This window comes from Sinobacterium norvegicum (assembly GCF_923077115.1).
GTDB lineage: Bacteria > Pseudomonadota > Gammaproteobacteria > Pseudomonadales > Sinobacteriaceae > Sinobacterium > Sinobacterium norvegicum.
The window spans coordinates 1,608,516-1,631,754 of sequence record NZ_CAKLPX010000001.1; the positions used below are offsets into that span (position 1 = coordinate 1,608,516).

The window sequence follows — 23,239 nt, forward strand, 5'->3', positions numbered from 1 at the left end:
TTCACCGGCTATCAACGGTAGGACTTACGCTCCGCAAACCGCAGAGCGTCGATAGCTGCTTGTATTTAGCGATTGGCAAAGCGAGCTTTTAACTGTGACTTGATAGACGTTATTCGTTGTTTCATCTGACGACGCTGGTCTGCAGATAAAGCTGAGGCTGTTTCAGCCTGAGCCTTCGATACAATCTCTTTAGGAACGGTTACCGACCAATCATCACCCACACGTTCAATCACATGATAAGCATCATTGGTGCTATCGATGGTGTAGCTATTTCCCTGCCTATCCATAGCACTGCCACCTGCCCAGCTATTGCGTGAGATCTCTATCGTTGTGCCATCAACAAAAGTAATGGCTGTTTCAAACTGATCATTACCTGAACCATCCTCAATCACTGTTCTGTATGACTTGTCATCATCGATAATATTAATTGAGGGACGAAGCGGGTCACCATCCTGAGGCGGCAAGCCAAACTCAGGGTCTGTTCCAGCAGGCGGCAAAATAGGGCTGTTGCCGTTACCCACACTGACTACAATACGGTCGCCGTCGACATCTAACCGGACGAATTTACCGTCGTGGGTGGTCAGTTTTGCCGAGCCGTTATCAACCGTGACAAAGCCGAATACCTGGCCACTCTCGCTGCGCAATACGGTGTATTCGTTACCGCCAATCTCATGTTGCTCGATATTGCCGACCAGCGTCACCCTGCCCTGTGTATCGGTAAACACCACCTCACCAGAGGCTACGGATAATTGCCGACCATTATCGCCGGCAAAGACCAGACCGCTTGTATTCTCGATAAAATCACCATGACCACGCTCTATGCCTTCACTGACAGGGCCGCTTGGGCCATCATAGCCAGGGTCACTTTCGGGATTACCAAAGCCAGGATCACTTTCGGGATTGCCAAAGCCAGGATCACTTTCGGGATTGCCAAAGCCAGGGTCACTTTCGGGATTGCCAAAGCCAGGGTCACTTTCGGGATTGCCAAAGCCGGGATTACCCCACTCAGGGTGCTCCATTCGGTCATCAGGCATAGCAGGGGATTTAGAGCCACCGGAAGAAGAACAACCGGTTACAATGGCGGTGCCGATAGCAATGGCGAGAATCTTTTTTGTCACAGCAAAGTTCATCATAGTTTCACTCTCTATAAAAATGTTTGAAAAGCGTTACCGAACGGTTAATCCATTAACAAAGATTTTTAGTTGCCAGTAAGTGAAACGAAGTATGATTATACTTCAAAAGAATAACCAACAACCATAATGAATTTGGTTGATAACAAATAGTTATCAACAAAGGATAATACGTGGATTCACTAAGTGAAACATGGCGATTGCAGCACACTGATCCAGGGCGAATCGATTGTCACCCTAAAAAAGCTAAGTAGATGACGCAGAGAATTCAGTCTATGTGCCTATTATGAAAAAGGGTTCAGCTGGGATGCTCCTGCGGTTAACACCGTGATTACCAATAGCTATTAGCCCTGTAACTTCACATCGCCTATGCTCTTCAGCTGGTTATCACACCGCTTATGGTCGGGGTGATGAGCGAAGATCTACCCCTTGGTTTAACCACACCCCGGCCACTTTTTTATTTTTTAAAAAACTTACTGATTGAGTAAGGTAATGGCAGCCGTTGCGGCGGCGGTGCGGTTATCGACCTCAAGCTTATTAAACACCTGCTCCAAATGCTTATTGACCGTACGCGGGCTGATATCCAAGATTTGACCAATCTCTCGATTAGTCTTTCCCCTGGCAATCCAAATCAATACATCGGCCTCTCTATTCGTCACCCCCAGTTGGCTGATTAATATCTCTTCGTCACTCAGTTTATTGCCATCGACCAACTTCAGCAGCGCTTGGCTACCCTCTCTCGACTCGATGAAGACAACCTCTATTGGCTTGGATAACCCCTCTAACATCAGAGCTTGTTGCGGATTTGGCTGATGCGCCAACCACATGGCCAATTGATTACCCACGAGCTGTTGAAACAGCAGCGATGTCACATCCGATTGCTCGAATAAACTATAAGCCTGTGGCGTAGCCCACAGTAAGTTACCCTGCTGATTAACGGTAATCAAAAATTGACCCGTGGAGTCCAGAGCCTGCTTGGTACTCTGCGCTAAACGCGCATTATTGAGGTGGACCTTCATCCGTGCCAACAACTCATCGGGGCGAATAGGCTTGGTTATATAGTCGACACCCCCTGCACCCAAGGCCTTGACCACACTCTCAGAATCACTCAGGCCGGTCATAAAAATCACCGGAATCGAGGCCAGCTCAGGGATTTGCTTCAACTGTTTACAGGTTTCGAAGCCATCCATTTTTGGCATGATGGCGTCGAGTAAAATCATATCGGGCTTCATTCGCTTGGCAATCGTCAGCGCCTGCTTGCCCTCTAACGCAACTAATACACTGATGCCAGCTTGCTCCAATGTATCGTTCACCAAGCTCAACGCATCGGCGGAGTCATCGACGACTAATACGACATCTTCACTATCCAAGGCCATCATACGTTTTGTTCCCTACTGAGCAGTGCTTCTATTGAGTCAAATCGCATTGATAATACCAGCTCTTGCAGCGAGGCAATAATTTCGCCATCGACCACCGCCTGCTGTTCCAGCGCCGCTAGCACCTTGGTGACACCTTTCTTGTGCCCTATTTGTACATAGGATAACAATTCATCCATCAAGGGATGCTCAGGCGGCAACCACTGTTTGAGTGACACCGTTTCAACTGTGGGCTGTGATGTACCACTCGATGAATAGACCCTCGGTTCCTCATCTTCATAACGCCATCGTAGGGCTAACAGCGTCGCTATTTTCTCCAACAATAGCTGATTGCGAATCGGCTTTACCATGTAATCGTCATGGGCGTGATGATCTTCCGGGCTACGATGGCGTTCAGTGGCATCGGCAGACAGCATAATAATAGGCGTTTGATAGTGTTGATTACGTAACAACTGAGCCAGGTCAAGGCCGCTCATTCCCGGCATTGATACATCGAGCAAAAACAGGTCTGGCGTAATATCAGACAGCATTGACAACGCCTGCTCACCATCACCCGCCTCAACGGTAATAAAGCCCAGTGGAGCTAAGATATCGGTCAACAAGCCTCGGTGCAGCGGTTCGTCATCGACGATCATCACCGTCTTAGTCACCCCTGCCAAGCCCACAATTCTTCTTTGCTCAAGTTCGGCGCTATCGCTTTCACTGCCCTTGTTATTAACCCACGACAGCATCAGTGAGACAGTAAAGCTGCTGCCTTCACCTATCTCGCTATCGACTTCCAGGTTACCCCCCATGATTTCTGTTAGCAACCGCACTATGGTCAACCCCAAACCGGTACCATGAATATTGACGACTTGCTCATTACGCACACGCTCAAACGGGTCGAGCACTCTGGCCAAATCATTTTTATCGATACCGACGCCGCTGTCGACAACGGAGAATTCTGCCACCTGATTACGGTAACGAATGTGGAAATCGATCTGCCCCTGTTCGGTATATTTAACCGCATTGGACAGTAAATTAATCAAAATCTGACGTAGCCGCCTTTCATCGGCAATCACTTGCTGTGGCAGCTGATGATGAATATGGCAGTTAAAAACAAGGCCTTTTGCCTCGGCCTGCGGCCTGAACATTTCTGTCATCTGTTCGATCAGGGCCAATATATTAACCTTGTTGCGATAGATATCTAATCGTCCCGCCTCAATTTTTGAGATATCGAGCAAGCCTTCGATAAGATCCGTTAAATACTCCCCACTGCGCTTGATAATCCTCAAGCCCTGTTGATGTTGCTCAGGAATATCTTTCTTATCGGCCAATAATTGCGCATAGCCCAGAATAGACTGCAGCGGCGTACGCAGCTCATGGCTAATACCGGATAGATATCGTGTCTTGGCGCTGTTGGCGCTCTCAGCCACCTCTTTCGCCAGCTGCAATTCTTTATCCGTTTTCTGATGGGCATCAATCTCATCGATCAACCACTGTGTCTGACGGTTAGATTCCTGCTGGGCTACAATACGACTCTCGTGAGCCAAAACAAACAGCCACGAAACCACGCCAGAGAGTATAAACAGAGTGTAAAATACTGCCCAGATCACCTGCTCGACAAATGCCGACTGGTCGCCAACCTGGGGTTGAAGATGAAAATACACCAACGCCAGCAGCAGTGTATTCAGTAAGTTTGCCGCGCCAAATATCAAGATAAAACGCAGCCAGTGTGAATCGGCAACCGGCTCTAATCGCTGCGGCAACAACGCCTTAATACGTTTATACAATTGTCCGCCTAAGCGCGCCTCTGGTTTGCAGCTGTCCAAGCAGCGGGCATCTATCGAGCAGCACAGCGAACATATTGGCCCTAGATACGCCGTGCAGTAACTCATATCCTCCTGCTCGAAAGCGGTTTCGCAGATACAGCACTCGATGCTGGTATGTTGATGGGGCAACACCGGGTTAAACACCGCGGCATTTTTATCGCTGGCAATTAACGCATCCAACTCGGGCGAGGTTCGGGCAAGATAAAAACGCCCCCCGGTCAACCAGGCAATACCGGGCACTAAAATAAAGCAACTCAGCAGGCTGATAAAGTGGGCCAAATAGCTGGCGTTATCACCGAATACACCGAGGTAACAGCTGATGCCGAATATTGAAGAGAATAACCATGAGCCGACACCCACAGGGTTGATATCATGCAGGTGGCCGCGCTTAAACTCGATAATACTCGGGCTTAGCTTCAACGGCTTGTTAATCAGTAAGTCGGCCGACAGCGAGGCCAACCAGCTGATTGCCACGATAGAAAATATGCCTAGCACCGCCTCCAAGGCTCGATAAATCCCCAATTCCATTAAGATCACCGCGATGACCAAATTAAATATTAACCACACCACTCGACCGGGGTGACTGTGGGTTAGTCGGGAGAAGAAGTTTGACCAGGCAATAGAGCCGGCATAGGCGTTGGTCACATTGATTTTCATCTGTGATATCAACACCATTACCCCTGCTAACAGCAACGCCATGGTGGGTGATTCGGTGACATAACCAAAGGCTAACTGGTACAGGTAGACCGGGTCGATGGCCTGCTCATAATCGACCAGGTTGACGATGGCCAAATAGGCCAGAAAAGAGCCAAACAACATCTTAATCAAGCCGATAAAAATCCAGCCGGGGCCGGCTAAAATCAACCAAAACCACCAATTCCGTTTGTTGGCGGCGGTTTTCTCTGGCATAAAACGCAGATAATCAGCTTGCTCACCAATCTGTGCCACCATGGCAAAAAACAGTGATGCCGAGGCGCCAAATAACATCAGACTAAAGCCGCCACCCTGAGGCACATCTGCCGGCGCATAGCTGGCCCAGTTGGAGACCTGATCAAACTCATAGTAAGCCACGCTGAACAAGGCTGTCAGTTGCAAAATCAACCACAGCGGCTGACTGCCAATCTGAAACCGGCTAATAGCTGAAATACCATGGGTGACAATGGGTACCACCACCAGGGCAGAAAGAATATAACCCAGCGCCAGGGGAATGGAGAACAAGGCGTTTAAGGCGGAGGCAAAAATCGCCGCCTCAATAGCAAAGAAGATAAAGGTAAAGGAGGCGTAGATCAGCGAAGTCACTGTCGAGCCTAAATAGCCAAAGCCTGCGCCTCTGGTAAGCAGATCTATATCCAGACCGTGTTTGGCCGAATAATAGCTGATGGGCAAACCAGTGAGAAAGATGACCAGCGCAACCGTCAACATAGCCCACAGGGTATTGATAAACCCGTACTGTAAGGTCGAGGCCGCAGCCAGAGCCTCCAAGGCTAAGAAGGCGGTTGCACCCAGAGCGGTAAGACCTACCTGGCCAATGCTAAAACGACGGGCGGTCTTGGCGGTAAAACGCAGAGCATAATCTTCCAGCGTCTGGTTGCCCACCCACTGGTTATATTGTCGGCGAACACGAAAAATCGACTGCGACGCCCTCATAACAGCCTCATGTTCGGCTGCTTTTGCCATTTGTTGATTGTCTGCATACCGTTTTGTCCACAGGGTTTGATCTCGGCACGGTGTATTATTATCGTCGTCGGTGACAATGACCGTTATTTAAGCTGATATCATACCATGTGTGATCGGCAATAAAATTCACCCATAAGCGCAAGCGTTTTGGTCAAGACTGGGCGATATCGTCCAACAACGATTTCACCGAAACATGGCGAATATCCTTGCCCAGCTTGTAATAGATTGCCTGTTCGGCAACATTCAATGCATGGTCGCCGACACGCTCAATACTACGCAGCGTCCATATAATCTCCATGACACTCTCTATGCTGTCAGAGTCTTCGCTCATCATCTTCATTGCATCGTGAATACCCTTGCCATATTGCTGATCAATCCTCTTATCTGAGCGAATGACATCGACGGCCATCCCGACATCACCGTTGCTAAAAGCACTCAGTGCCCGCTCTAATTGAGCATTCACATCGTTGGCCATTTTTTTTAATCGACCATCGGCAAACACCTCGTTGCGGCTTTTCAAGTTTTCAACAATTTTTGCGATCTTATTGGCCTCGTCACCTGCGCGCTCTAAATCACGAGCGATACGGGAAATCGACAGGATCAAACGCAGATCCCGGGCCGCAGGTTGGCGAACAGCCAAAATATGTGCGCACTTATCGTCGACGATGATTTCGAGCTGGTCAATCTCTCTCTCGGCAGCTCGCACCTTCGAAGCCAGCGCTTGATCATTAGTCGACAACGCTGACACCGCCGCCACCAATTGTTTACCCACCAAGACACCCATGCGATAGATATCATCATTAAGTGCCATCAACTCTTCATCATACTGGCTGTAAATATGGTTTTTTAAACTCATAGTAAACCTCATAATCTGTATTTATTAACCGAAACGACCGGTAATATATGCTTCTGTTAATTCATGTTCTGGATTGGTGAATACTGTGTCGGTATCGTTTACTTCGATTAATTTTCCGAGATGAAAATAAGCTGTTCTGTTAGACACGCGAGCCGCCTGCTGCATAGAATGGGTAACAATGGCAATACAGTAACGGTTGCTGAGTTCATGCATCAGTTCCTCGATGGTTGCCGTGGCAATCGGGTCCAGTGCCGAGCAGGGTTCATCCATCAGTATCACTTCTGGGTCAACGGCAATTGCACGCGCAATACACAGCCGCTGTTGTTGACCACCGGACAAGCCATTACCCTGTGTATGTAGACGATCCTTCACCTCATTCCACAAGCCGGCCTTGATCAAACTGCTTTCAACAATATGGCCAAGCTCACTCTTGCCAGTAGCAATACCGTGAATTCTTGCACCATAGGCAACATTATCAAAGATCGATTTAGGAAATGGATTGGGTTTTTGAAAAACCATACCCACCTTTGCCCTCAGCTCGACAACGTCCTGCTTCTTGCTATAGATATCCTGCCCGTCGAGTAAGATTCTGCCTTCAACACGGCAGCCGACAACCGTATCATTCATTCGATTCATACTGCGCAGAAAAGTCGATTTACCACAGCCTGACGGGCCGATTAACGCAATGACCTGATTCTTGGCAATGTCCAAATTGATGTCTGAAATCGCTGTTTTACCCGAGTAACTCACCGCCACATCGCGTACTGATATCTTGGCATCATCGGCAAAGGGCTGGCCAACGGTATGGCTGTCAAATTGCTCGATGTTTAAGTGACTGGCCTGAATTTTTTCAGTCTTTTTCGTCTTGATAGACGCCTTGTCGACCACGGTTGCAGCACTATTCATTATTCGTCTCCAATATTCTTTTGATTATTCCGCCTGAAAACCTTGAGTTTACTATTCGCTTCACTACCAGCGTCGCTCAAGCTTTCTACGGGCCCAGACTCCAAAGGCGTTCATTACCACCAAGACAACTAACAGGACAATAATGGCCCCCGATGTCCTCTCGGTGAATGCCCGTTCGGGGCTGTCAGCCCAGAGAAAAATTTGTACCGGTAAGACTGCCGCGGGATCGGTAAACGTCTGTGGGATATCAACAATAAAAGCCACCATACCGATCATCAGCAACGGCGCAGTCTCGCCTAACGCCTGTGCCATACCTAAAACCAAACCGGTCAACATGCCCGGCATCGCCAGCGGTAGTACATGATGCATCACTACCTGAGTCTTAGACGCGCCCATACCCAATGCCGCCTCTCTGATAGAGGGCGGAACCGATTTAATCGCCGCTCTGCTGGCGATAATGACGGTTGGCAGTGTCATTAATGTCAACACTAATCCACCCACCAGGGGAATCGAGCGCGGCATATTGAAGAAGGCAATGAAGACCGCCACCCCCAATAAGCCAAAGACAATAGAGGGTACCGCCGCGAGGTTATTAATATTGATCTCCAACATGGCCGTCCAACGGTTCTTTGGCGCGAATTCTTCCAGGTAGAGCGCTGCTGCCACACCGATTGGGAAGGATAAAAACAGCGTAATCACCAAGGTCAATGCCGACCCCATCAAGGCCCCGCGAATACCGGCCAACTCAGGTTCTCTCGAATCACCGTTAGTAAAGAATCGTTGATTAAACACCGTCTTCGCTTCGCCGCTGACCTTGAGTTGATCGATCCATGACTGACGCTGTTCGCCGACCCGGCCATAAACCTCACCCGTGTCATAATAATGTTTTAGATAAGTATCAACTTCATCATCAGCCAGTAGTGGCAAAGCTACTGTCTGCCCTAACTGTTGCGGATTTTCTAGCAGGTAATCACGCAACTCGTACTCTGCTCCGATGCTCCACAGACTGGCTGCGGCACGACGATCTTTACGCTTACTTACCTCTAGGCGCTGATAGATAGCACTGCGCAACACCGCCAAATAATCACCGGAACGCAGCAACGCTTGCGAGGCCAACTTACCGTCTAACGGCATCTCTATGCCGAGATAATCCGGGTCAAATGTCACCTCCAACGCAATAGTTGTTGTCGTCAATGCGCCGATGCCCTTGCCGGTAATATCAATCAATAGAAACAGTAAACAAAAGGCGGCAAAGGCCACTGATAACAGGCCGAAGCCTGCAAATATTTTTTCTTTTCGGTAGCGTTTTTTTAAGTTGTTCGCAACAACATTATTCGTATTAGTCATATTGCTCTCGGTATTTGTTCACCACGTACAGCGCGATCACATTCAACATCAGGGTAATCACAAACAGCACCAGACCAAGAGCAAAGGCTGCCAGTGTCTTGGCGCTGTCAAACTCCTGATCACCGGTGAGCAGAGTGACAATTTGAACCGTTACGGTAGTGACCGATTCCAGTGGATTAGCCGTTAGCTTTGCCGCCATTCCCGCCGCCATGACCACGATCATGGTTTCACCAATGGCACGGGAGATAGCCAGCAGAACACCGGCAATAATGCCCGGTAACGCCGCTGGCAATACCACTTTTTTAACGGTTTCACTGCGTGTTGAACCTAAGCCCAGCGCACCATCTCGCAACGTCTGGGGCACAGCGCGAATAACGTCGTCGGATAACGATGAAACAAAGGGTATGATCATCACCCCCATCACAATACCAGCAGCCAATGCGCTTTCAGATGACACCGACAAGCCAATGGATTCACCCAGCTGCCGTACCCAAGGTGCCACTGTTAGCGCGGCGAAAAAGCCATAGACCACTGTCGGTATACCGGCCAATAATTCCAACACCGGTTTCAACATGCTGCGGTATTTTTCGCTGGCATATTCCGACAAATAAATTGCAGACATCAGCCCTATTGGCACCGCAATCAACATGGCGATGGCAGTAATCAACAAGGTACCCGCCAGCAACGGTACAACACCAAACAAACCTGTGGCACCGGCTTGATCTTCACGCATGGCAATTTGCGGGCTCCACTGCAAACCAAAAAGAAAATCGTTAAGAGGGATTTCATTAAAAAATCGAATCGATTCAAACAACACTGAAAACACGATAGCAAAGGTGGTTAACACCGCGATAGCGGCACAAAAAAACAGCAACAATTGAATAAATCGCTCGACCACGACCCTGGCGTTGAATTGTTGACTCACTCGCTCACTGGCATAAAATCCACCGGCGATAGCGACAATCAACAATATTGAACCAACATAAATCGTATTAAGCTCAAGCGTTAGAAATACAGTGACAATGTGAATTACTATCACTGCCACCACCACCGCTAACAGTACGGCGATAGCGGTAAAACTGGCGTGATAAATCGGCTTAGCCGACATCCTCTGGTTGTTAGCGGCGAGTGCGTTGTATTGTACAATCACCGCCTTTTTATACGACTTAAACACAAAGAATGCCGCCATAACCACCATAAAAGTTATATAAATAATACTTGTCATAATAATTTTAAAACCTGAAAAACCATGGCCGCAGTCTCTCCTTCGTCCATGGCTTTCTTTTCTTAAAAACTGCTATTGATAACTTATAAGGTAACGCCATTTTTAACGTTGCTCTTGATCTTCGCGTAGTACTCGCTATTTAGCGGAATCATACCTTTGTCGACCAGGTAACCTTGCTCGCCCATTGCTTTTTTACTGGTGAACTCGGCTAAAAAGGCTTCAATTCCTGGTGTTTTCTCGATGTGCTGTTTCTTGACATAGAAGAACAGTGAGCGTGATACCGGGTAGGAACCATCAGATATTTTTTCAAATTCGGGTTGCTCACCATTGATCTTTGCGCCCTGCACAACATCGGCATTCTGATCGAGATAGGAGAAGCCAAAAATGCCTAGCATGGTTGGGTTTGCACGTAATTTTTGCACGATTAGGTTGTCGTTCTCGCCCGCCTCAACATAGCCACCATCTTCACGCACGCCATGGCAGACAGCCTTGTACTTCTTTTTATCTTGCTTCTTCATCGCCCTGATCCAGCCATATGTTTTACAGCCACCCTCCAGCGCTAATTCAGCGAATGCATCACGGGTACCCGATGTCGGTGGTGGACCCAATACTTCGATCCTGCTGTTCGGAAGCGCTGGGTTCACATCGTTCCAAGTCTGATACGGGTTTTCAACCAGAGTCTCAGAGCCGTCAGGGTTTGGTACATTACGCGCCAAAGCGAGGTATATGTCGCGAAGAGACAAGTCATACTGGGCTGCACTCTTGGCATTGGCTAATACGATGCCATCATAGCCAATCACAACTTCCATAATGTCTTTAACGCCGTTACTGTTACACAGCTCAACCTCAGATGGCTTAATCGCCCGCGAGGCATTGGTAATATCAGGTGTATTGGTGCCAACACCGGCACAAAATAGCTTGAAACCACCACCCGAGCCTGTCGATTCAACCTTGGGGGTTTTGTAGTCGGTATTCATGCCAAAACGCTCTGCCACTACGGTAGAGAAGGGATATACCGTCGACGAGCCAACAATACTGATGTAATCGCGCTGCTGAGCCTGAACGACGGTTGATACGAGACCTGTAAGGGCCATGACTGCCAGTGTTTTTTTCATGATCTACTCCAATAAGTTATTATATTTAAATGCTGATGACTTACTTTCTGTTAATACCGGATATCTTAGCGCTGACAATTGACAGTTACGTGAACGTAATATGAAGCTTCCGTGACAGGCGGGCGAAATTATGAGGGACAAAAAAGCCCCGCATCAACCACGATAAAATCGGGCCGACCGGGGCAAAGAGAAAACATATTTTTATTATTTCATTGTGCTGATGACAGCCAGACTTCAACCCGTCCATTTTTCATCTTGGCCGCATCATCGGCATTATTCGCAATCGGCATAAACGCACCAACACTCATCACCGGCTGAATATTTTCTACCTTGCCATGCAGTTTATTCTTCACCTTCAGAGCCCGATGTCTGGCCAACAATGATTCTAATGCCGGGCTGCTTTTCTGATCGCTAAAACCTACCAACCAAACCTCATCACCACTCTGCTCGCGGGCAAAATAGTGCTCTAATCGCAGTAAGTCACGGTAGGCCTTGGTATCAAGTTTAGAACTGCCGGGTGAGAAATAAAAATTGACGCTCAGCCTCTGCGCTCGCCGAATCAGCTCGTTATAATTATCGGGGGCACCACGTACTATTGGTTGTTTAACGGCAATAATATTCTGCGATATAAAACCGATGTCCTCGACCACCGTCTGCCCTTGTCGCGCCATCACGTAGTCAATAAAATGTAGAATATGGGGGTTATCCACATCCGGGCGAGTATACAAATACAATCGCCGAGCCAGCGGGTAATCCTCTGTGGCAACATTGATTTGCTGCGGTCTCATCGCCCGAGTCTGATCGTCCGATACCGACAACACCTTGGCTTGCCCCACTGCGGCCAAGGGAACAAAGCCAATACCATAGAGGTCGGTACTGACTCGACGAGACAACTCCGCATTGGATTCGAAACGTTCTGCCGACTTATCCAGCGGCACCTTACCCAGCACCAGCTTTTTAAATGTATCCCAAGTACCCGATTGATCATCACGTGCATAACGATTAATCGCTGTATCAGCGCCGCCGAGCTGTTGCCAATTATTAATTTCACCAGAAAATATTTTTGCTAAAAGTGTTTTAGACAAAGTCTGAAGTTTGTTATCCCGATGAACTATAATAGCTAATCCATCGATAGCAATTATATGTTCAGCCCCTATCGCCTTGAGATCGCCAAAGCGCTGTAGGCGTTTTACTTCCTTGGGCTTAATCTGCCGTGACGACATGGCAATATCAGCCACCTCACTGTTTAACGCCTTGAATCCCGTGCTGGAACCATGAGCAGCCAAATGCACCGAAATTAATTGGTACAATCCATTATCGCTCAGCAGTCGAGCCCTTATCACCGACTCATTGTTATTTGTCGCGCTGGGTTCGATATTAATCGCCTCGGCACCGACACTTTTCAAATATCCAATCACCAGAGCCGGCGCCAGTTTCGCGCCGACAGTATTGGAACCAGACAGCGAAAATATAACCTCCTCAGACACTGCTGAACGGGGCAATAACAGCACGATGCACAGTATTATCAGCAGGATATTTTGGCCTGCCACTTTTCTCAAAATCATAGTTATTAACACCCTAGACAACAATAATAACGTTATTATTTTTGACTATTTTAATAACAAAAGATGAACTATTAGTGACAGAAAAATGACAACTTAATGACAGCCTAGGCTGGCTAGCCGAAGCGTAAGCCTGACAGCAACGACAGAATAGCAGCCGATACCTGCAAACATTTCAAACTAACCCAGCATTTCAATCGAGGTATTATGGCTTACCAACTGGCTCCAATCGCTGCGGCCATTACTGTGATAGATTTTAACCCGTGTGAAACAGGCGTAGGGGACATCCAGCTGAACAATGGCATCAAGCGGCATCGATAATATCTTGGTCAATAACACCCGCAACGCCCCACCATGGTTGACCAGCAGCAGATGCTGGCCACGGTAATCCGCCAACAGACTTTGCCAGCCACGGTCTAGACGATCTGAAAATGCCACCATCGGCTCTCCGTTCGGTGGTGTGTTAGTCGTCGGTGAATGCCAAAACTTCTTTAAATTTTCACCCTGCTCGCGCTCGACATCACTGACCAAGCAGCCCTCCCAATCACCAAAGCTAATCTCGGCAAAATCTTGGTGCCTGGTACAGGGCAGCTGATGCTGTGCTGCCAACTGCTCGGCAAATAGCGCACACCGTTTCAATGGCGAGGTAATAATTTGCTGCCACGGCGCGCTCTCACAAGCGCTGCTGACCTGCATTTGCCGCCAGCCTTTGTCGGTCAGTTCGACATCAGTGGTGCCTCTAAATATTTCTCCGCCCTGACATTCGCCATGACGCAGCAAGTCGATAATTGTTACATCCATAGTACACCTCGCCCCTGCACACACTATTCGCCGGTTGAGACACCGGCATCGGCAAAACTTGCCATTTGATTATGTAAGGCCAGCGCTGATTGTACAACGCTATACGCCACCGCAGCGCCAGACCCCTCACCGAGGCGCATATCGAGCTGCAGTATCGGCTTCGCTTCAAGCTGACGCAGTACTTTGACGTGGCCAGGCTCTGCAGAACTATGGCCAAACAACATCCAATCCCGAACGGAGGGATTGATTTTAACCGCGATAAGCGCCGCCACAGTGGCAATAAAGCCATCAACTAAGATTGGCAAACCACGTTGAGCACAACGAATATAAGCGCCGACCAGTCCGGCGATTTCCAGGCCACCCAGAGCTGCTAACAAGGCAACAGGTTGCTCCGCCGATGGCTGATGTAAGTCGATGGCGGCGGCAATAACCTGGGCCTTGTGATCGACCACGTCCTTACTGACACCGGTGCCGGGGCCAGCTAAATCATCGGCGTTTTGCACCAGCAAGACTGTCGCTAACGCAGACGCTGAGGTGGTATTGGCAATACCCATCTCGCCGCCAATAAAAATGTCGCAGTCGAGACCATCAATAAAATCAGCGCCGGTCTGTAAACAGGCCTCTGTTTCGGCTGGGGTCATGGCGGGCTGCTGACTAAAATCATCCGTGCCCGGTTTAATACTGACGTCAATCACGCCTTCCAGTGGCTCCACATAATAAGCGGTTCCCATATTTAACACACTGAAGCCCGCGTTCATCTGCTTTGCCATTACTGTGATAGCGGCACCACCGGCGGAAAAATTTCGAATCATCTCACCGGTGACCACCTGCGGGAAAGCCGATACACCCTGGTTTGCGACGCCATGATCACCGGCAAAAATTGCAATATACGGCTTTTTTAGCACCGGCTTTACCGCACCCTGCATCGAGGCAAGCGCTACAGCAACAGCCTCAAGCTGGCCGAGCGAGCCTGGTGGTTTGGTCAGCACCGATTGTCGCTTGATCGCCTCTAGCTTCATCTCAACATTGATTTCTTTTGCTGCCTGCTGATACCACATAGTCATAACGCCTCACCTTTAAACACCTGTGGCAACCCGGCCACCACAAAAATAACGCGGTGGCATTGTTTTGCCAGCGCCTGATGCAGCCAACCGGCCTCATCGCTAAATCGCCGAGAGAGCTCCCCCAAGGGCACAATACCCAAGCCCACCTCGTTGCTGACAAATATTATGTCACCTTTAAAATCCTGCAGTAGCGCCAGCAGTGCCTGTTTTTGCTGCTGCCAACAGTCTACCTCTGCCAATAAATTATTGGTCAGCCACAGGGTCAAGCAGTCGACCATCAAGCAATATTTTTCATCGTTATAGCGGGTCAGTGCTTGGGCCAATGCAATCGGCTCTTCAATTGTCGGCCATTGACCGGGACGGTCGGCACGATGACGGGCAATCCGTCGAGTCATTTCGTCATCACCGGCGGTGGCCGTGGCGACATAAATAACCTGCTTTTCGCTGTCACGACAAAGCTGCTCTGCCAGAGCACTTTTACCGGAGCGAACGCCGCCTAAAATCAATTGTTTCACAGTCGTTAATCCTTTCTTTAGCCCGTGGCAAGTTGGTCTGTTGCTGGCGGGCAATCATAGCGTGCCGCGAGAAGCTGGCAAGCTACCGTTTGTTCATTTGATTGTGCTGCTTCATGCAGGGTTACGGCCACAACCAGGCAGCCCCCCTGGCACCGCTGGCATCGCCGTGATGAGACAGGCACAATTGGGTCTTCACACTGTCGCCAATAACATGATCAGCCAGCCTCGCCTCAAGCTCTGTTAACACACCCGGTAACCGCGACATACCGCCGGCTAAAACAATGACGTGGGGGTCCAACATATTGACAATCTGAGCGATACAGGCGGCCATCATTTGGTAGTATTGCTCCAGCGCCATGTCGCAATACTGACCTTTTCTGGCCACTATATCGAAGCTGGTCATCGCCGAATCGGCGTTGTCTGCGGCTATCAATTGATACGTTTTTACCAGCCCCGGGCCACTCAGGTGTGTCTCTATGCAATCGAGCCTGCCGCAGTAGCAGGGCCGTGAGTAATGATGGCCGGCGATGGCCACAGCAGGGTTGTGTCCCCACTCTCCGGCAATGTCATTGGGGCCTGACAGCAACCGCTGCTCTACCACCACGCCACCGCCGACACCGGTACCCAAAATAATACCGAAAACTGAGCTGGCCTTACTGGCAGCACCGTCGATGGCCTCAGCCAGTGCCATGCAGTCCGCATCGTTTGCCAGCCGAACTGGACGCTGCAAATTAGCCTCTAAATCTCGCTGTAGAGGCTGATCATTGAGACAAATTGAATTGCAATTTTTCATTCTGCCCGTGGTTTTTGACAGCGCCCCCGGTGTTGCCAAACCAATTGAAAATGGTTGATCGGTGAATTCACCGGCACCACTGACCAAGCGCTTAATCGTCTCGAGCGTCTGCTGATAGTCGCCTCTTGGTGTCGGCAAACGTTTCGACCAGCAGGCATTATTCTCGTCATCGAACAACTGCGCTTCTATTTTTGTACCACCCAGGTCGATGCCCAGTCGCCACTGCTTCATGCGAAACCTTTAATCATTTTCCTTAACACATTATCTCCGCCGCCATTAAGCGACGAAACATTGACCAATCGAAAGACTCGCCAGGGTCGGTTTTTCTTCCTGGCGCAATATCACTGTGACCGACAATTCTATCTGGTGTGATGGCGGGATAGGCTTTCAATATGCTGGCGGCAGTCCTCGCCAAGGCGTGATACTGCTCCAGTTCATAGAGCTCATCATCACAGCCCTCAAGTTCAATGCCGATACTAAAATCATTGCAGTTATCGCTGCCGCGAAAGTTTGACACCCCGGCGTGCCATGCCCGATCCGCAAAGTTGACAAACTGACTGATGGTGCCGTCCCGTTCAATAAACAGGTGGCTGGAAACCTCTAATCCTTCCAGGTCAGCAAAGCTGGGGTCGGCCTGACAATCGAGATTGTTTTGAAACAGCCGATGTACCTGGCCCGTACCGAAGCAACCGGCAGGCAGGCTAATATTGTGGATCACAAGCAGTGAAATTTCTGCGCCATCGGGGCGCTGGTTGAAATTGTCACAGGGGCAAAAGATTGCGCCCGCTAAAAGGCCTTCGAAGACCATCATCCGATACCTGTAATGAAAGTATTATCGCCATAATAACGCATTTGTACCGCGATAAAAAACGTCAGCCCCTCATCGGGCTAGCGGCGACGCTGATCCTTCATCTCACGCAGATTATTAATCACCGATTCCAGCGCTCGATCGAATAACAAGCCGCTTTCCAACAGTTTAACATGCCCCTTTTCTACCTCCGCAGCCAACTCACCACGCAGCCAATCAGCGACTTTAACCCCGGCGCGATTGACAAAGATATAACGCTCCGTCGACTTAATAATGGCTGCCAAACGTGCGCGTAGCTGTTGCTCATCGTTATCGCTTACCTCAACCCAGCTCCCGGCCACCATGCTATCGACCATCTCGAGGATGTCTTCGTCGGCACAAAAATCTTCGCCCTCCGAGGCACCGGCGTCGGCGCCGCCAGCCAGAGCCTCATCCAGACTGGTCGGGGCCACTGACTGCTGCTCGGCCTGCTGTTTATACTCATTGGCCACGGCATGTAATTCACCGCGGACATTGGCCATGTGTAGCGCTTCCAATTGTTCAAACAGCTCGGTGGTATCGAACTCACTGTGTCCAATTTGCTGCAAGCCCGAGCGCAAACTCCTCAACAACGTTGGCATTACCTTTAACAGGCGTTGGCGCTGCTCACTGGTTTTCAACGGTGACACCGACCACAGTAAATTGTCGACCAGCTTCATCGCCCGACGCCACTGCTCACCCTCCACGCCTTCGCGCAGACAGATTAAAAACAGCACATCACTCCAAGCCTGACCCAGGAACCGCGTCACCACCACCGGCAATTCATGGCCGCCGCTTTCGGCCCGCTGAATTCTCTCAACCAGTTGACGTTCAACCTGGCGACGGGCGTTCTCAGATTTTGCCCGCCCCTGCTCTGCCGTTAAAGTACGCTGCTCAACCAGCCGAGCACGTCGATCCTCAGACTCATTAAAGGCGATTAAGTCGACTAATAACTGTTGAAAAAGGGAGATGTCATCATCAAATTCGGTGGTGATTTGATCGACGATCTGCTCAATTTTTGAATACAACTTATCGCGCTGGGCACCCTTTGCTCTATTCCAACCCAGTGCATTGGCGGCCAACTCATTGAGCAACAGCCGCGCCGGATGCTGACTACTGTTGAACAATTCCTTGTCAAGCATTGCCACCTTAATCAACGGAATTTGCAGTCGCGCAATCAACGCCTTCATCGCCGTCGACAAGTTCTTATCATCGAGAATATAGCCAAACAGCATCTCGACAAGATTAATGGCGTCCTCATCGAGCTGACCAATACGCCGGCTCTGACCGCCACTGGCCTCCGTCAGCTGCTTTACCAACTGCTCGCTGGCCATTTTCAAATCATTGTGACTGGGTGCAACGGCAACATAGCCCAGATCATCCACCGGTAACTGCGCCGACTTTGCTTGAATCTCAGACAATGCACTAACGACCTGATCACGGGATACCGCCCTCGTTCTCGGAGCCAATTTTGCCTGGGTATCGGTGGCACTGAAACGCTGAAGTTGCGTCATCAACTGCTGCACAGAACGAAAGACATCTTGTTCCGGCAAGTCGACCGGGGAGGACTCCTGTTCCGCGCCAAAGACATCCATCTGATCGAGGCTGACACCGTCATCTTGCGGTGGTTGCTGCGTCAATGAATCCGCACCCAACAAGGACTCTTCTGCATCGGGATTTATGGCGCGATAAGCATCAGCCAGCACTAGGTTGGGCAATATGCCATCACCCTCTAACTGCGCGTTACACTGTTGATAAAATGGCTGAAGTTTGCCGAAAACCTGCTTATCAAACAGCTTAAACAGCATCAGCTTTGACTTAATATCAATATCTAAATTATCACAGGCATCGACAAAAGCCTTGCCCAACACCTTCGGTGATAACGGGTTATCCTCAAAGCTCAATTGACGGTCGGTCAGCAGGGCATCACAGCGGGCAGTCAACAGCATCAGCTCGTTGTTGCACTCGCCTAGGCTCTTAGCCACCATGCCATCGAGGGCAACAATCTGTTCAAGCTCGTGGTGTTCCAACAGTGACAGACTGTCTGCCGAAGCCTCGACCGCAACCCTTGGTGCTTCATTGACCACCTCTGCAACGCTATGACTTATTGCCTTGCCAAAATTCAACTCGATGCCACGGCGCTGCATGCGCACTTCTCGCATTGACTCAAAGTACAGGTTTTGATCGCCGTTGTTATCAGCACGACTGGCCAGCTCGAATAAGTTGTCATCGATGTTGTTGAAAACACCGGCCAGCAGTTCCAGCAACTTTAACTTGGCTCGACCCTGCAAGCTGAGCAACGGCGTAGGTAAGGATTTGGCTCGCTGATTGTCCGAGGCGGCAGCAGAACGTAGAGGAACAATTTTTTGCTCACTGGTATTCATTCACAAACTCTCTTTTCATCTCGGCACGATGCATTGTTGCGGGCAACAATCTACATTAGACCAGACCAAGCCATTGTATTATTGTTAGTTATAGATTTAAGCTAGGTGACACCCTGATGCGAAGAAAACAACAAGCACCTCAATAATGGGGATGTCTAAACTGACTACTTTGCTATAAACGATTTTTTATTATAAGGACAAATACGCACAACAACAGCGAATAGAAGACATTCTGTGATCTACATCACGTTCGATGAATGAGATTTAATAGTGCGTTTTTTTAGGTAACACATATGAGCACAAACAGCTCTAGATCAATGGGTACAGCGATGCTAATCGTCGCATGGGTAATTCTGTTAGGACTGCTCGGTTGGGCTTTCAGCTCGATTCTTGACCACCAGGAGAACCCCAATCAACAACCCACCAGCCACTCCAGTAACAACACGACCACGCTGACCTTGCAGTCGAACCGCCAACACCACTATGTCACCCGTGGCGTCATCAATAACCAGTCGGTTAAGCTGCTGCTCGATACCGGCGCCACCGACGTGGTTGTGCCACTAAAACTAGCCAAGGTGTTAGCCCTTAGCAAGGGACGGGCGGGCACCGCACGTACGGCCAATGGAAATATCACCGTCTATCAAACAATCATCCCAAAACTGACAATCGATGGCTTGGTCTTTCGCAATCTTCGCGCCTCTCTCAACCCAGCGATGACTGAGGATGACGCCATCCTGCTGGGTATGTCGGCACTGAAACAAGTTGATATCGCCATCTCTCAGAACACCTTAACCCTGAAGCAAAGACATCGCCAATAAACAGTCACGCTGGGTGACGACTTCTCGATGTGGCCGCAAACCGTCTGGGGTGCTAGAATAGCCGCTTTTGTGATAATGAGTACCCCGCCATGACTGTGCCGGCCGCCTTTGCTAAAGATATTGAAGCCACTGTTCGTCAATCATTACTCGAAGATGTTGGCAGCGGTGATATTACCGCCGAGCTTATCCCCGAGAACAAACAGGCTATTGCCCGTATTATTACCCGTGAGGATTGCATCATCAGCGGCAGCGCTTGGGTGGACGAGGTTTTCAAACAGGTCGATAGTGACGTCACCGTTAACTGGCAGTGCCAGGATGGCGACAGCGTCAAAGCAGACGCGACACTATTCACCCTCGAAGGCAGTGCCCGCAGCCTATTAACCGGCGAGCGTGCGGCACTCAACTTCTTACAACTATTATCGGGCACCGCCACCACAGCAAAATTTTACGCCGACCTAGTCGCCGGCACCAAGGTCAAAATCCTCGATACCCGTAAGACTATTCCCGGCCTGCGAACTGCGCAAAAATACGCCATTACCTGCGGCGGCTGCCACAACCACCGTATCGGCTTATTCGATGCCTTCTTGATCAAGGAAAACCACATAGCGGGCTGCGGCGGCATTCATCAAGCTATCGCCACTGCCAAGAGTAACCACCCTGGTAAGCCGGTTGAAGTCGAGGTTGAAACCTTTGACGAGCTCAACCAAGCCCTGGAGGCGGGTGCCGATATCATCATGCTTGACAATTTCAGCAATGCGCAAATGGTCGAGGCGGTCAAGCACGTCAATGGTCGCGCCAAACTAGAGGCCTCGGGCAATATTACCAACCACACCCTACGCAGCGTGGCGGAGACGGGTGTCGACTATATTTCTATCGGCGCCTTGACCAAGCACAATACGGCCATCGATTTATCGATGCGTTTTACCGAGCTATAAAAAGCCGAGCTTCGTCAGACAGCAATATCGCCCACCGTTCGCGCAAAAAAAAGGCCGCTATTAAGCGGCCTTTTTTGTCACTACTGATTACAACATCAATCGACGAATATCGCTCATCAATTGATTGAAATACGTCAGGAAGCGACCCGCATCACCACCGTTGATGGCACGGTGATCGTAGGACAGCGCCACAGGCAACATCTTACGGGGCACAAACTCACTGCCATTCCACACCGGCTTCACCGTCATCTTAGACACACCTAAGATACCGACCTCAGGGGTGTTAACAATCGGCGTAAAGCCTGTACCACCAATACCGCCGAGGCTTGATATAGTAAAACAAGCACCCTGCATTTCCGCTGGCTTAAGCTTGCGATCTTTAGCCTTGGTTGCCAGCTCGATCACCTCGTTAGATATTTCGTAGATGCTTTTCTTATCGACATCACGCAAGACGGGAACAACCAAACCAGCAGGCGTATCAACGGCCATACCAATATGGACATACTTCTTATAAATCACCTCTTCCCCGTCGACAGAGATCGAAGAACAGAATTTCGGATTTGCCTTCAGTGCATGAGCCAGAGCCTTGAGCATAAATGGCAGTGGCGTTAATTTAACGCCCTGCTTTTCCGCCTCGGCCTTCATCTCCTTGCGGAAGTCTTCAAGATCAGTAATGTCGACATCGTCAAACTGCGTCACATGCGGCACGTTGAGCCAACTGCGCTGCATATTGGCCGCCGTAATCTTGGCAATCTTCGACAGTTTCTCGGTTTCGATGTCTCCAAACTTGGCGAAATCAACCGCTGGCACCTGTGGAATACCACTGCCTGAGGCCACCGCTGGGGCTGCGACAACCTTGGCCGCGCTCTGTAGCGTAGTCTTTACATAAGCGTGAACATCTTCTTTGACGATTCGCCCCTTTGGACCGGTACTTGGCACCAATGCCAAATCTACGCCGAGTTCCCGTGCCAACATACGCACAGCTGGGCCGGCATACACTTTTGAACTGGCAGCCTGTGTCACCTGCTGAGCAACGGTTGTCGCCACTGGCGCAGCCACTGGTGCCGGCGTAGGCTGACGAGCCTCAGCGGCAGGACTGGTAACAACAGCTGGTGCGGCAACTGCCGGAGCTTGGCTTTCGCCCATGACAACACAGATAGCAGCGCCCTCGCTGACCTTGTCACCCTCATTGACAGCAATGGATAAGACCTTGCCGCCTTGGGTGGCTGGCACTTCCATCGAAGCCTTATCGGTCTCCAATACGATTAGCGAGTCACCCTCGGCAATATCATCGCCGACAGCAATACAAATCTCGATAATTTCCGCTGCATCAGTGCCTAAGTCGGGGACAACCAAGCTGACCTCGCTGCTGATCGCAGCGACCGGTGCAACAGCCACCTCAACAACAGCCTCAACCTTGGCCTCAGCAACCGGGGCAGCGACCGCAGGGGCGGTGGGAGCAACAGTGGTCGCGATCACACAGACATCGGCACCCTCACTAACACTGTCACCCTCTTTTACAGCAAAAGACACCACGGTACCTGCAAAGGGTGCCGGCATTTCCATCGATGCCTTGTCGGACTCCAGCACGATCAGCGAGTCGCCCTCTTCAACAGTGTCACCGACGGCGACACAGAACTCGATCACCTCGGCAGAGTCGGAGCCGATATCCGGCGCCTGTACCAATTGCTCGCTGGCAACGGCTGACACTGGTGCCTCAACGGCTTGCTCAACAACCTGCTCAACAACGGCTTCCGTAACAGCTTCCACAACGGGGGATTCAGCAGCGGCAGGCTCTGCCGCGGTGCCGGCAACCTCAACCTCGACAACAATATCGCCCTCGTTCAGGGTGTCGCCCTCGGCGACCTTGATGGCGGTAATTGTACCCGCACAATCAGAGGGCACTTCCATTGACGCCTTATCAGACTCCAATACGACCAGCGAATCCTCTAGGGCGACAGTATCACCAACCGCGACACAGATCTCGATCACTTCTGCTTCGCCGGCACCTTCCGGTACTACAACCGATTTAATGCTCATAATTCTCTTCTCTTATAAAAATACAATCAAAACCTCTGCGGATGAGAGGCCGCCTCGC

Annotated in this window: 18 protein-coding genes; 2 read left to right on the forward strand and 16 right to left on the reverse strand. The window is 50.0% G+C overall.

Features of this window, described 5'->3' with window-relative positions:
* Nucleotides 1–65: 65 nt before the first annotated feature.
* From L9P87_RS07195 to L9P87_RS07265, 15 genes are all read right to left on the reverse strand, one after another.
* Nucleotides 66–1,133, reverse strand: coding sequence for a hypothetical protein (locus tag L9P87_RS07195; protein WP_237443997.1), 1,068 nt, complete (start codon nt 1,131–1,133; stop codon nt 66–68).
* A gap of 470 nt (nt 1,134–1,603) precedes the next feature.
* The gene (locus tag L9P87_RS07200; RefSeq protein WP_237443998.1) at nt 1,604–2,509 is read right to left on the reverse strand and encodes a response regulator transcription factor; all 906 of its coding nucleotides are present in this window, start codon (nt 2,507–2,509) and stop codon (nt 1,604–1,606) included.
* Nucleotides 2,506–5,994, reverse strand: a complete 3,489-nt coding sequence (locus L9P87_RS07205) for an ATP-binding protein (protein ID WP_237443999.1) — start codon at nt 5,992–5,994, stop codon at nt 2,506–2,508. Before L9P87_RS07205 ends, L9P87_RS07200 begins: the two co-directional genes overlap by 4 nt.
* Nucleotides 5,995–6,145: 151 nt before the next feature.
* Nucleotides 6,146–6,850, reverse strand: a complete 705-nt coding sequence (gene phoU, locus L9P87_RS07210; protein ID WP_237444000.1) for a phosphate signaling complex protein PhoU — start codon at nt 6,848–6,850, stop codon at nt 6,146–6,148.
* Nucleotides 6,851–6,874: 24 nt separating this feature from the next.
* The gene (pstB, locus tag L9P87_RS07215) at nt 6,875–7,756 is read right to left on the reverse strand and encodes a phosphate ABC transporter ATP-binding protein PstB (RefSeq protein ID WP_237444001.1); all 882 of its coding nucleotides are present in this window, start codon (nt 7,754–7,756) and stop codon (nt 6,875–6,877) included.
* A gap of 63 nt (nt 7,757–7,819) precedes the next feature.
* Nucleotides 7,820–9,103, reverse strand: coding sequence for a phosphate ABC transporter permease PstA (gene pstA, locus L9P87_RS07220; RefSeq protein ID WP_237444002.1), 1,284 nt, complete (start codon nt 9,101–9,103; stop codon nt 7,820–7,822).
* Nucleotides 9,096–10,328, reverse strand: a complete 1,233-nt coding sequence (gene pstC, locus L9P87_RS07225; RefSeq protein ID WP_237444003.1) for a phosphate ABC transporter permease subunit PstC — start codon at nt 10,326–10,328, stop codon at nt 9,096–9,098. Before pstC ends, pstA begins: the two co-directional genes overlap by 8 nt.
* Before the next feature lie 83 nt (nt 10,329–10,411).
* Nucleotides 10,412–11,443: a substrate-binding domain-containing protein gene (locus L9P87_RS07230; RefSeq protein WP_435531787.1), complete on the reverse strand. Its 1,032-nt coding sequence runs from the start codon at nt 11,441–11,443 to the stop codon at nt 10,412–10,414.
* Nucleotides 11,444–11,652: 209 nt separating this feature from the next.
* Nucleotides 11,653–13,008: a substrate-binding domain-containing protein gene (locus L9P87_RS07235; RefSeq protein ID WP_237444004.1), complete on the reverse strand. Its 1,356-nt coding sequence runs from the start codon at nt 13,006–13,008 to the stop codon at nt 11,653–11,655.
* A gap of 177 nt (nt 13,009–13,185) precedes the next feature.
* Nucleotides 13,186–13,806, reverse strand: a complete 621-nt coding sequence (locus tag L9P87_RS07240; protein WP_237444005.1) for a histidine phosphatase family protein — start codon at nt 13,804–13,806, stop codon at nt 13,186–13,188.
* Between the two features lie 23 nt (nt 13,807–13,829).
* Nucleotides 13,830–14,870 carry a nicotinate-nucleotide--dimethylbenzimidazole phosphoribosyltransferase gene (gene cobT, locus L9P87_RS07245; protein ID WP_237444006.1) on the reverse strand — a complete coding sequence of 347 codons (1,041 nt, stop codon included), beginning with the start codon at nt 14,868–14,870 and terminating at the stop codon, nt 13,830–13,832.
* Nucleotides 14,867–15,385 (reverse strand): bifunctional adenosylcobinamide kinase/adenosylcobinamide-phosphate guanylyltransferase, encoded by a 519-nt coding sequence (cobU, locus tag L9P87_RS07250; RefSeq protein WP_237444007.1) that lies wholly within the window; start codon nt 15,383–15,385, stop codon nt 14,867–14,869. The genes cobT and cobU overlap by 4 nt, the downstream gene beginning before the upstream one ends.
* Before the next feature lie 121 nt (nt 15,386–15,506).
* Complete coding sequence (locus L9P87_RS07255; protein WP_237444008.1) at nt 15,507–16,409, reverse strand: ROK family protein; 903 nt, start codon at nt 16,407–16,409, stop codon at nt 15,507–15,509.
* 22 nt (nt 16,410–16,431) lie between these two features.
* The gene (gene ampD / locus L9P87_RS07260) at nt 16,432–16,989 is read right to left on the reverse strand and encodes a 1,6-anhydro-N-acetylmuramyl-L-alanine amidase AmpD (RefSeq protein ID WP_237444009.1); all 558 of its coding nucleotides are present in this window, start codon (nt 16,987–16,989) and stop codon (nt 16,432–16,434) included.
* Nucleotides 16,990–17,066: 77 nt separating this feature from the next.
* Nucleotides 17,067–19,388, reverse strand: coding sequence for a DUF1631 domain-containing protein (locus L9P87_RS07265; protein WP_237444010.1), 2,322 nt, complete (start codon nt 19,386–19,388; stop codon nt 17,067–17,069).
* 293 nt (nt 19,389–19,681) lie between these two features.
* On the opposite strand from L9P87_RS07265, the gene L9P87_RS07270 reads away from it, so the two are divergent.
* Nucleotides 19,682–20,206, forward strand: a complete 525-nt coding sequence (locus L9P87_RS07270) for a retropepsin-like aspartic protease family protein (protein ID WP_237444011.1) — start codon at nt 19,682–19,684, stop codon at nt 20,204–20,206.
* Between the two features lie 89 nt (nt 20,207–20,295).
* Nucleotides 20,296–21,141, forward strand: coding sequence for a carboxylating nicotinate-nucleotide diphosphorylase (nadC, locus tag L9P87_RS07275; RefSeq protein ID WP_237444012.1), 846 nt, complete (start codon nt 20,296–20,298; stop codon nt 21,139–21,141).
* Nucleotides 21,142–21,228: 87 nt separating this feature from the next.
* Here the strand turns inward: nadC and aceF are convergent, their stop codons facing one another.
* Complete coding sequence (aceF, locus tag L9P87_RS07280; RefSeq protein ID WP_237444013.1) at nt 21,229–23,181, reverse strand: dihydrolipoyllysine-residue acetyltransferase; 1,953 nt, start codon at nt 23,179–23,181, stop codon at nt 21,229–21,231.
* Nucleotides 23,182–23,239 lie beyond the last annotated feature (58 nt).